Source organism: Gaiella sp. (assembly GCF_035558935.1).
Lineage (GTDB): Bacteria > Actinomycetota > Thermoleophilia > Gaiellales > Gaiellaceae > Gaiella.
In genome coordinates this window covers 1-11265 of sequence record NZ_DATMBZ010000169.1, presented here as the reverse complement: position 1 = coordinate 11265, position 11265 = coordinate 1, and the positions used below count along the sequence as shown (strand labels likewise).

9 protein-coding genes and 1 tRNA gene are annotated in these 11265 nt (G+C 70.5%); 1 reads left to right on the top strand and 9 read right to left on the bottom strand.

Translation table 11 applies throughout. The annotated features are described in order from the left end of the window. Window positions 1–76: 76 nt before the first annotated feature. The 5 genes from VNM44_RS15995 to VNM44_RS15975 form a co-directional block, all read right to left on the bottom strand. Window positions 77–1393, bottom strand: a complete 1317-nt coding sequence (locus tag VNM44_RS15995) for an amidase (RefSeq protein WP_414652992.1) — start codon at window positions 1391–1393, stop codon at window positions 77–79. A gap of 34 nt (window positions 1394–1427) precedes the next feature. After that, window positions 1428–2126: a hypothetical protein gene (locus tag VNM44_RS15990; protein ID WP_325627104.1), complete on the bottom strand. Its 699-nt coding sequence runs from the start codon at window positions 2124–2126 to the stop codon at window positions 1428–1430. Between the two features lie 392 nt (window positions 2127–2518). Then, window positions 2519–3700, bottom strand: coding sequence for an FAD-dependent monooxygenase (locus VNM44_RS15985; protein WP_325627102.1), 1182 nt, complete (start codon window positions 3698–3700; stop codon window positions 2519–2521). Further along, window positions 3693–7037, bottom strand: coding sequence for a LodA/GoxA family CTQ-dependent oxidase (locus VNM44_RS15980; protein ID WP_325627100.1), 3345 nt, complete (start codon window positions 7035–7037; stop codon window positions 3693–3695). Before VNM44_RS15980 ends, VNM44_RS15985 begins: the two co-directional genes overlap by 8 nt. A gap of 351 nt (window positions 7038–7388) precedes the next feature. Further along, window positions 7389–7829, bottom strand: a complete 441-nt coding sequence (locus tag VNM44_RS15975; protein ID WP_325627098.1) for a MarR family winged helix-turn-helix transcriptional regulator — start codon at window positions 7827–7829, stop codon at window positions 7389–7391. Between the two features lie 44 nt (window positions 7830–7873). On the opposite strand from VNM44_RS15975, the gene VNM44_RS15970 reads away from it, so the two are divergent. Then, on the top strand, window positions 7874–8998 hold the full coding sequence (locus VNM44_RS15970; protein ID WP_325627096.1) for a hypothetical protein: 1125 nt from the start codon (window positions 7874–7876) through the stop codon (window positions 8996–8998). A gap of 65 nt (window positions 8999–9063) precedes the next feature. Here the strand turns inward: VNM44_RS15970 and VNM44_RS15965 are convergent, their stop codons facing one another. The 4 genes from VNM44_RS15965 to VNM44_RS15950 form a co-directional block, all read right to left on the bottom strand. After that, window positions 9064–9885, bottom strand: a complete 822-nt coding sequence (locus VNM44_RS15965) for a M23 family metallopeptidase (RefSeq protein WP_325627094.1) — start codon at window positions 9883–9885, stop codon at window positions 9064–9066. A 54-nt stretch (window positions 9886–9939) separates the two neighbouring features. Beyond that, the gene (locus VNM44_RS15960; protein WP_325627092.1) at window positions 9940–10698 is read right to left on the bottom strand and encodes a phosphodiester glycosidase family protein; all 759 of its coding nucleotides are present in this window, start codon (window positions 10696–10698) and stop codon (window positions 9940–9942) included. A gap of 149 nt (window positions 10699–10847) precedes the next feature. Beyond that, a tRNA-Arg gene (locus tag VNM44_RS15955) sits at window positions 10848–10919 on the bottom strand. Between the two features lie 120 nt (window positions 10920–11039). Further along, window positions 11040–11265, bottom strand: a 226-nt coding sequence (locus VNM44_RS15950) for a hypothetical protein (RefSeq protein WP_325627090.1), incomplete at its 5' end; no start/stop codon positions are given.

Below are 11265 nucleotides of genomic sequence, written 5' to 3'. Positions count from 1 at the left end.
GCCAGCTGGCGGGGCGTGCGACCGCTCGAGTGGTGCGTCGCCGGTGATGTCGAGACGGGCGAGTGCCCTCGGTCGGTCAGCCGAACTTGCGCTCCGCGGGGGCGAGCGCCTTCTCGACCCAGGCGGCGCATGCGAGCACGCGAGCGTCGTGCCCCGGTGGGCCGACGAGCTGCACGCCGAGAGGCATCCGCGACGGCCCGAGGCCCGCCGGGACGGTGATTGCGGGACCACCGAGCGCAGACCAGACGCGATTGAAGATCGGGTCCCCGGTCGTGGCGACGTCCGGCGCCTCACCCGGCGCAGCCGGGACGAGCAATGCGTCCACGTCGTGGAACACCGTGCCGAGCATCGCTCTGCACTCGCGCAGACGGTCGCAGGCGGCGTCGTACTCGGCGACGGGCATCGCGGCCCCTTCGTCGAGCATCCCCCGCAGTGGCTCGCGGATCAGCTCCCGATGGCGCCGGTGCTCATCTGCCAGGCAGCGGGCGATCTCGAACGTCCAGATCGTGCCCTGGGCGGCTGCGAGCCCTGCGAAGGCGTCCGGCAGGGCCACCTCCGTCGATCGAGCACCCGCCCGTTCGAGCAGCCCGGGGAGCGCGTCGAAGAGAGCCACCGTCTCGGGCAAGGCTGCTCCCCACTCGTGGGTCGGACAGATTCCGAGGCGAGGGACGGCGAGCTCGCTCGGAGGCTCGAGCGAGCGGCTCGACAGCGCACCGACGACGAGGGCGGCGTCGGCGACGGTCCGGGTGATGACGCCCACCGTGTCGAACGATTCGGAGATCGCCTTGGCCCCCGAGGTCGGCAGGGTTCCGTGGCTCGGCTTGTAGCCCACGACGCCGCAGAACGCCGCCGGCCGGATGATCGAGCCCGTTGTCTGCGTCGCGAACGCGACGGGCACCATTCCCACCGCGACCGCCGCAGCCGAGCCGGACGAGGACCCTCCGGGGGTTCTCGAGACGTCGTGCGGGTTCACCGTTGGGCCGGGCGGCCAGGCAGCGAACTCCGTCGTGACGAGCTTCCCGAGCGGGAGCATCCCATGCCGCCGCGCGATCGCGACGCTCGCTGCGTCGACCGTTGGGCGGTGCCCTGCGTAGATGGGTGACCCGTAGCTCGTCGGCATGTCGTGCGTGTCGAGGATGTCCTTGACGCCGATCGGGATCCCGTGCAGCCGGCCACGACGCGTGAGTTCCGCCCGGTCGAGCTCACGGGCGCGCGCGAGAGCCAACTCCGGGTCGACGTGGACCCACGCACGCACCCTCGCGTCGTCCGCGTCGATCCGCTCGAGGAGTCCTCGCGCCGCCGACTCGACCGTTCCGCTCCCGTCGTCGAGCGACCGGACAAGCTCGAAGACGGTGTCGCCTGCCCAGGGTGGTGACGATCTCCGGCTGGTGATCGCCCCACCCTAGTGCGCCGTCACAGCGCGCCGCTCAGCTTTCCGCCTCGGCCTCGCGCTGCTGCTCCGCCGGAGCGCGGAGGGCCATGCGATGCGACCAGACGAGATACGCGGCCGCGCCGGATCCCACCGCGAGCGCGAGAGCCACGAGCAACGCGGTCGGCGACGGGCCGATCGCCGGCTGGTAGAGGACGTCCGGCGGCAGCAGCTTGGCGATCGGCAGCGTCACGATCGTCAGCACGAACTGGAACATGGACGCGCCGAGGCTGATCGGCGTCAGCTCCCGCTCCCGCCGCCCCCAGCGAACGACGAACTGGAGGACGTCGACGTCGGGGCGGGCCACGCCGCCGCGAGCGACAACGGCGGAGACGGCGAGGACGAACCACGCGAGCGCGAGGACGAACGGCACGAGCAGGAGCGAGACGGCGGCAATCCCTTCCTGCCACCCGGCGAGGGCGACGAGCACCAGGCCCGCGCCCGCTCTGGCGAGACCGCCCCAGTGTGGGAGGAGCATGGCCGAGGCGGCGAGCTTCACGTCCGTCCGCTTGCTCGTCTGCAGCTCAGCCACCGGTAGCCGCCAGATGTTCGGCGAGAGGACGTTCGCGAGCCCCGACGCCGCCTCCACCACGCCGAACATCCCGATGAACTGCCAGCGTGACCACGGCTCGATCCCTCCGAGCGCCGTCGCGGTCACGAGGATGCCGACGAGGTTCACGAACGAGAGCGCGAACACGAGCGCGAGGCCCCGAAACGCCCGCCCTCGCGCCGCACCGCCCGAGCGTCGAGCCGCCGGCTGACGTTCGGCCGTCGAAGACACCCCCGGTGATTCCCGCACGGCGGCCGGGGCAAACTGGCGCGCGAGCACCGACTCGTGACGTTGACTGCGCCCGGTGGCTCGGCTGGATCTCGGCGACGCGATCCAGGAAGCGCTGGCGGATCCGTGACGTCTCCGTGCCTCAGCGCATCGCACCACCCGTCTCGGGGGTCGTGAGCGGCGGTTCGTGAGGCCCATCTCCCTCCCGGTCGACTGGCGCACCACCCACCGGCCGCCTCGAGCGTGCGGTCGATCGCGATCCGCCCGCGCCTCGGGGGTCTCAGGTACGCGAGCTCCTCCGGCGACAGGCGTCAGATCATCGCCGAATCGCCCGACCCCGGGGCGAAGGCGGCCTCGTGCGAGGTCGAGACAGGCCCATGCTGAGGACTCGGCGTCGTGTCCGCGTGCCGCCGTCGCCAGAACGGTGCGTCGGGCCAGCGTCGCTCGAGCTCGTAGTACTCACGGCGCTCGTGCAGGTAGTCGGCGAGCTGCTCGTCCAGCCAGCGCTCGTACGCCGGAGTGAGGCTCACTCCGTCGGATGCGTGCCGCACGACGACGTGCGCCGCGGCTTCCCCCATCGTGAGGGCACGCATGATTCCGCTCGACGACAGCGGGTCGACGCCTAGCGCCGCGTCGCCGACCGCGAGCCAGCACCCGTCCGTCCCGTGTCTTCTGAGCCTGTGGGTCACTGCCGACACGGTCGTCGGGCCCCAGACGCGGCGGGCGCCGGCGAGCCGCGCCAGTGTATGCGTGGTCCGACGGAGCGTCGCCTCCCACCCGTCGACCATGGCCGCCGCGGGGAGACGGCGGCTGCAGATGTCCGCGTCGCTCATGAACATCACGACGAGACGGTCGCGAGGCACCGGTGCGGAGTACCACCACCCGTCCTCCACCGATTCGACGAGCGTCGACCGACTGTCGGGACGGGGCGCATACTGCGCGGCGACGCCGACGAGGTGGTCGAACAACTCCCGGCGTGCGGAGACCCGGCGGGCGACGGACGAGCGCCGACCGGTCGCGTCGACGAGGAACGCCGCCCGCACCGTCCGCGGCGCAGCGCGAGCGCCTCCGCGGATCCGCAGGCTCCATCCACGCTCGAGAGGCATGCAATCCGCCAGGGCGGCGCATCGCGTGACGTGCGCCCCGGCCGACTCGGCGGTCTCGACGAGGATCGCGTCGAAGCGTCGCCGGTCTACGTGGTGGCCATCGCCGTGGGCGTCGAAGACGAACGCGTTCGACCTGAGCTCGGCATCGCCCCACGCGCTCTCGTTGCCGAAGGACGGAACGGCACCCGAGCCTGCCAGCGCGCCCTCCAGACCGAGCCGCCCGAGGACGGCGGTCGCGATCGGCGGAAGCGTCTCGCCCACCCGGGTTCGGTCGTAGCTCGACCGCTCGACGAGAATCACCGACAGCCCGGCGCGGGCGATCTCTAGCGCCGCGACCGCGCCGGCGGGGCCTCCGCCGGCGACGGCCGCGTCGTAGACGTCAGTCATCGGTCTGGTTCATGGAGTGGCCCGCCTTGCAGTAGGCCTCGAGGCAGCGCCGGAGCCGGGCGACGTCGACCCCGTCCTCGCGCAGACGCCGCTCGACGTCCGCTCCGATGACGCCCTTGCCGACGATGCACCTGAGGAGGGCGCAGAGGCGCTCGTCCCAATCGTGAAGCCAGTCCACCGCCCCGCCCCCACGCCGATCGGCTCCCTGGTCTCCGCCGCGCCAGACGCCGGCCGTCAGGAGCTGCTCCCGCTGGAAGGGGTATCCCGCCGCGCTCACACCGCTCGCGCGGACGCGCAGGCGGTAGACGCCGGCAACCGTCGTGGCGACCTCGCCGGAGAACTGGCCCTGGTCGCCCTCGGCGAGGTCGACGGAGGCGAACGACGCATCTGGCCGCATCACCTCCACCCACACGCTCGACCCGGCGCGGGCAGGGGCCCCGGCTTCCGCGAGGCCTGCGTGCACCCTGAGCGTCGAACCGGGCTCGAAGCCCGACTGGTCGAGCGAGGCGCGGAAGGAGAGGTTCGAGTAGCTGTGGACGACGAGGCTGAACGGCAGGCCGTGGGCGGAGCTGCCCGCAGCCGCCAGCGCCTGGTTCTCCGCACTCGGTCTCGAGCCGAGGAAGCGCGCGTACTCGACGATCCGGTTCCTCTGGTAGTCCTCACGTTCGTCGCCTCCCCTCGGATCTCGTTGCCGCCCGATCCGCAGCACTGCGTGCCAGGTTCCCGGTTGCTCGAATCGGGCCGGCGAGAGCTCGACCGGCAGCACGAGGCGGTAGTACGCAACGCCGTCCGAGAGCACGTGCGCCATGCCGGGCTCCGTCTGCGTCGTGCCGGGGTCGATGATCATGCCGATCGGGGTCTGCACGCGGAAGTCGACGATCTGCGGATACGGCGTCAAGAGGATCACGTCGGCTCCGGCGTCCGCCTCCGTCAGCCTGAACGGGATCCGCTGCTCCGTACCCGGCACGAGCAGCCCGTCGGGATCGAGCACGATCTCAGCGTTGCTGATCCCCGCCAGGATCTGCAGGAAGTACTTCTGCAGCAGGAAGCGGTTGTCGGCGGCGACAGCTCCCGTGATCAGCAGGTAACCGCCGTTGTTCCCCGAGATCGTCTGGAGCGCTGCGGCGCTGATGTTCTGCGGAGTCCCGAGCCCGACGGCGTACGTGAGCTCGTTGATCTGCGCCGCGACGTCGGAGATGTAACGGGACCTGTTCTCGACGCCGTCCGTGAGCACCACGAGCGACTTCAGGTCGTACGATCCGACGGCGTTCGTCAGCAGCTGGCGTCCTTCGAAGATCCCGTCACCGATCGACGTCGCACCCCCGGGGTTGAGGCCGGGACCGTTGATCACGTCCTTGGTGTTCTGACGCGAGAGGTCGAACGGATCGCCGGGCGGCCCGAGCTGCGTGACGCTCTGCAACGGCTGGGCATCCTCGTTGAACCGGACGATCCCGATCCCGTCGCCCTCGAGCATCACGTCGACGAAGATCGATGCTGCCTGCGTGAGGCTGTCGTGCTTCGATTGCCCGTCGCCGCGATCCTCGGACATGCTGCCCGAGCGGTCGAGCACGAGCACTGCTGCCCCCACCTTGCGGGCGACGGTGTTCGCCGCGATCGAGACGGTCCAGGTCTCGCCGCCGGCGACGTGGCTGACCGTCAGCTGGTCGTTCACGACCTCCCCGACAGCCCCGGTCTCGTAGATCACCCAGAGTCGCGCCGTCGTCACCGCGTTGCCGACCGTGGGGCCCACGGTGACCGTCGAGTTCGCGAGGGTGAGGCGGGGGTGGCTCGGCCCGTTGCCCGAGAGCACCTCGAGCGTCACCGCACCGCCGGTGGACATGACCTCGAAGGACACGGCGAGCGCCGTCTTGCGCGCCATGCCCATCGGGCCCTGGGGGACGTCCTGGAAGACGAGGTTCGGTGTGAGGAGCTGGATAAACGAGGTGTCGCAGCGCTCGACCTCGACGAACTGGCCCCCCTGCTCGACGACGAAGCCGAGCGTGTGCCACTTCGCGGCCATGTCCTCGCCGCTGCCGATCGTCCGGGCCCACGCCTGGTAGGAGGTCGTCCCCTGCGGGATCACGTCGTTCGGGCGGGGCACCGGCCACCAACTCGTCCCGCAGGCGTTGAAGTCGGCCTGCCAGGGCAGCGCCATGTAGCGGGTCATGTCACCCGGCCCGACCGCAGTGTGGTCGAGGCGCATCGGATCCGCGGCGCCGACGTACACCGCCGGGTCGATGATCGGCTTCGTCGGCTCCCCGCCGGCTTCGATCCCCGGGTAGAAGGCGGAGCCGACGGCGCCGGTCAGCGCGGCGCGATCGAGGCCCTCGGGGGTGAGCGGGTCGGGCCCGGGAGCTCCCGCCCAGTCCTGCCCGAACTGGTTGTTTGCCCATTTCTGCATCAGCTCGTACTGCGTCGGCGTCAGGTGCAGCGCCTCGCCTGCGAGCAGCGGCATGTTCCCGCTCCCACCTCCCGCGGGGTTGGCGAGCTTGCCGAAGATCAGTTGACGTTGCGATTGCCCGTACACCGGGTCGGCCCAGCTCGAGTGGTGCCCGAAGACGTCCTTCACCGCCGAGATCGTTCGTGCGCGCTGGAGGATCGGGAAGATGTCGTGCGTGTACGACGGCTGCGCGGGGGGTGCCACCCAGCCCTGGTCGCGCGCCATCTGGAACACGCGGTCCCACAGGGTGACGGCGGTATCGAGCGCCGGAGCGAACTTCGGCGGGCCGACGAGCACCCACGCGCCTTCGGCGTCGAACTCGTCGTTCGTGGCGAGGATCTTGACGTGCGCCGTCACCGGGCCGTCCGAGACGTCGTCGTACCAGCCGTGCGACTCGAGCCAGTACGTGATGCTCTGGCCCGTGGGCGACGCCGACTTGCCGAAGCCGCCGAGGACGAGCAGGTGCCCGTCGTCGTCCGTCCGCACCTCGCCGAGCGGCACAGTGACGGCCGAGGCACCGGGAAGCGTGATCTGACCGTTGTCGAACTCCTCGCGCTGATCCGGCCCGGCGAGCGTTCTCGGCCCCGGATCGATCGTGAGGTTCGCTGCGGAGCCATCGCCCGGGAACCGCGTCGCCACCTTCTTGTTGACCAGGTGGACCGTCCATGTGATGTCGGCCTCCGCGGCGGTCAGTTCGTCGACGGTCCCGTCGTCGTGGTGGGCGAACACCCGAAAGCGCGCAGCCTGGCGCTTGACCCTGCACTGAGCGTCCTTGAAGCCTCCCGGCGGAGCGGGTGGGTCGAAGAGCCGCTCGGGCCCGACGAAGAACGCGTCCGGACTGTTCCCTACACGGGCGACGCCGATCGCGGGGTGGATCTTGACGCTCGTGATGGCCACGGCGCACCTCCGGCTTGCGGGGCACCACCGGCAGCGGTACCCGAGATTCGACCTCCGCTCGAACGGAGGCCCTTGAGCCGCAGATGCGCCGGGACGAGGAGACGGCCTCCGACCGGCGAATGCAGATGCCGCCGGTTCTCTCGCGCGTGGCGGTGCGCTGTGGCCGTCGTGATCCCCCTGGCTTCCAGCCAACGTACGACTTCCATGAGACTCCGTCAAGACGAGCGCAGGTTCGAGGTGCCCGCGGTTATCGGGCGCCGCGCGCCGCGAACAGCGGCTCCTCGCATGGCCTCGCGAGGACTGGAACCTCCGACACGCGCGGGAGCACTGGCGTCAACCGCGCCGCTGCCGTCAGCTCTCGCTCAAGCGCGCGGAGTGCGCGGCGATCTCCTCCAGTATTGCGAGTAGTCTCCTGCGCTCGGGCCGCAGCTCCTCCACAGCGGCGTAGAAGCAGCCCGTGCCGTGTGGAGTGGGTGCGATCTGCTTGACGCGCGCGTCCTCGCCGTCCCCGGTGCGCGTCACGAGGCCCGCGCTCACGGCCCGGTCGACCAGCTCTGTCGTCGCGTTCGGGCTCAGTTCGAGCAGACGCGCGAGCGCGCCCAGCGTGCGCATCCGCCCGGGAGCGCTGTGGAGCATCGCGAGCAGGTCGTAACGACGAGCGGTGAGACCCTGTCGCAGGGCGATCGCATCTGTCGCTCGATGGAATCGGCGCAGCGCCGCACGAAGCTCCGCGATCGCGGTTAGCTCTTCGATCGTCGGGGTAGGAGAGGGTCGTTCCATGGTTCGTATCACGAACTGTTCGTATTTCGACAAGAAAGTGTAAAGGAGGATCCCGCATGAAGAACCACTCCAGACGGCGGTTGCTCGGCCTCTCGGTCGCGCTGACCGCACTCGTCGCCGCGACGGCATTCTCGACCGCAGGATCGGCCGCTCAACAAGCGGCGCCGACGAACACGACCGAGCCGAGGATCCTCGGCACGGCGCGGATCGGCGCGACGCTCACCGCCAATCGAGGTATCTGGACCGGCGACCCGAGCTCCTACCGATACCAGTGGGTTCGCTGTTCCGAGTCGGGCGGTCGCTCCGACGGCTCGAACTGCCCTGCGATTCGCGGTGCGACGGACCAGCAGTACGACGTGACGGCGTCGGATGCCGGACGGCGTCTGCGGGTTCGCGTCACGGCGACGAACGCCGACGGCTCGGCTACGGCCGCGTCGAACGCCACCTCCCTGATCAAGGCCGCGCCGAGCGCGCCGGGGAACACGAGGCCGCCGACGATCTCGGGCAACGCCGTCGTGGGAGCCACGCTCACCGCGAGCCCGGGACAGTGGACACAGCAGCCTTCGTTCCGCTACCAATGGCACCGCTGCGACGAGAACGGGGCGAGCTGCGCCGCGATCTCCGGTGCGACTGAGCAGACGTACGTCCTGAAGGCCGTCGACCAGGGCAACACGCTCCGTGTCCGGGTCGAGGCGACGTCGAGCGGCGCGACGACGGCCGCAGTGTCGGTTCCGACCGCAGTCGTTCGACCGGCGACGGCTCCGCCGCCGCCGGTGGTCAACGGCTGCCCGGCCGGGAGCGGCGCGATCCAGGTGAACCAGCTGTCCGCCCCCGCCCGGCTCCTCATTGCGGGCCAGGTGCTCGCGCCGTCCGTGGTCTCCGGCAACACGGGGAGCCTCACTGCGCGCTTCCGCGTCACGGCGTGCGGCGGCCGCCCGGTTCAGGGCGCCATGCTGTTCGCGACGGCCGTCCCGTACAACCAGTTCACCCCGCGTGAGCAGCCGACCGGCTCCGACGGCTGGGCGACGCTGCGGATGAACCGCCTCCGCGGCTTCCCGGCCAACCCCGGCAACCAGCAGCTGCTCGTGATGATGACGCGGGCCCGCAAGCCGGGCGAGAACATCCTCGGCGGGATCTCGACCCGCCGGCTCGTCTCGTTCCCGGTCAACCTCAGCACCTAGGCGACGACGAGGCGGGGGCCGCGCGCAGCGGCCCCCGCCCCTTCAGACCCGTGCGACTCGAACCGTCAGACGTTGTTGGCGATCGTGAAGGGAAGAGCGAGCCGGCCCGCGTGGCCGCGGAGGTCGCTCGCCTCGACCTCGATCGTGTACGGGCCATCGTCGAGTAGCGAGGTCGACCAGGTGTGGGCGAGGAAGAAGCGGTACAGGCCCGGCTTCCCCGCACGGTTCTGCCGCGTCCCGGGCGCGTAGATCCGCCGGAACGCCTCCCGCGGCAGCAACTCCTCGCCGAGATCGACCGGCGTGTGCCAGGGCCGCACGGTGCGCCCCGCACGCCGCACCCGCCAGCGGAGCCGTGCAGGCGTCACGGGCAACCCGTCCCAGGGCGCGGGCACTCCGAGACCGGGCATCTGGTGGGCCTCGGCGACGACGTCCACGGCTCCCGAGATCGCGGCCGGCGACAGCGCGCGGCCGTTGCGCGAGAGCGCGATTCTCGTCACGCGCGGCCGGGTCGTGTCGCGCCACGGCGCGAGGGCGCCGGGTCGGAGCGGGTCGACGTAGACGCCGTCCCGGTGCTCGGCGAAGTGGACGTGGAGCCACGGCGCTTCGACATGGCCCAGGAGCTGCCGGCTCCTGACACGCTGGCGGTGGCGCACCGCGGGAACCACGTGCCAGTAGCCGAAGCACAGTCCGCCGGCCTCGACCGATACCGAACGTGGCCCGCCGAGGTGCACGACACCGCCTCGCACCGCGTACACGGGCGTCCCGTTCGGGGCTGCGATGTCGATCCCGAAGTGGAACGCTCGCGACGAACCGGAGATGCGTGGGTCGTTGAAGTAGCCGCGCACCGGGTGCGCTCGGTCGAACGGCTCGAGCGGCCAGGAGTACACGCGGCGAGTATCGCTCGTCTCGTCGGCGGCTACGGCGGCTCGAGGGAGCGCCCGTCAGCCGCCGCTGCGGAACGCGATGATGCCGGTCGGGATCAGCCGTTGGTAGTCCGGCCGGTTGAGGGACGCTCCGCGCCAGTTGATGTTCGCGCTCGAGTCGATGTCCATGCCGAGCGCCTCGACGAAGCCGAGCTGGATCAGCGCCTGCGCGAACTGCGAGGCGGTGGTGCCGGCGCCGCCGACCACGACGAGGGCCGTCTGCCCGTTCCGCAGGCGCCCGACCGCCGTGCGGTGGTAGGCGTGGTCGCGTTGATACGGCTCGAGTGTCGTCAGGTCGCCGAGGCGCCCGTCGTGGACGTACACCGGCTTGCCCGAAATCGCCTCGCGCACCCCGTCCTCGACGAGATCGGTGTCCTTTACGTTCCCGGGGACGATGTCGACGCTGCCGTCGACGCCGAACGCGGCGGCGCCTCGATTGGTCCCGCCGAGGAAGCTGCGCCCCTTGTGGATCAGCAGGTTGCCGGACGGCACGTTGCGGCCCAGCAGGAAGAAGTCCCCATTGAGGCCGGCGACTGCGCCGCGCCCGGCGTTGGCGCGGATGTATGCGCCGACGGTTCCCGTGCGGCCGGGACCGCCACCGAGCCAGACGGCCTGAAGCCGCACCCCTCGACCGGGGACGATGCGGACCATGTAGAGCGGCCGTGGGCCGGCGCCGGTGGCAATCGTGCTCGAGCTCGTGGTGACCGCGGGACCCGCCGCTGCCGTCGTGGACGTCAGCGCCGCGCCAACCGCCGCCGTCGCCAGGGCGAGTGCCAACGCCCAGATCAGCCGTCGCCTTTGACTCGTCCCCACCGCGTCACCGCCCGATCGTTGTGCGACAAAGCACGATCACCGTGACGAGTCTATGCCCACCGTGGTTGGGAGAACAACCCGCGAAACGGCGTCCCGTGCGTCTCTGGGCGTGATGCCCCCGGCAAGAATCGAACTTGCGCACGCGGTTTAGGAAACCGCTGCTCTATCCACTGAGCTACGGGGGCTTTTGGCTCAACCAAGCCGTTTGACGGCTTGGCGGCTCTATCCACTGTAACCGGGCGTGCTTGCTCGCCGGTCAGCTGAGAGGGTTGTCAGTCAAGCCCTGCCGATACCCGCGTGTTGCTTCAAGGCTGCACGCGCGAGTGGCTGGCTGGTGAGTACTCTCGTCTGTGACGAAGGCTGATGCCGACGTCGAGTCCTGTAGGCATGTTGCTCTCAACCCACGAGCCTACGAACGCTCGAAACTGCGTTGCTCCGATGAGTCTTCGGATGTGAACCTCGTGGACGGTGAGGGCGGCGGCAACGATATGCACGAGGTCAAGGTGGACGGTCTTCGAGCCGTAGCCGTTC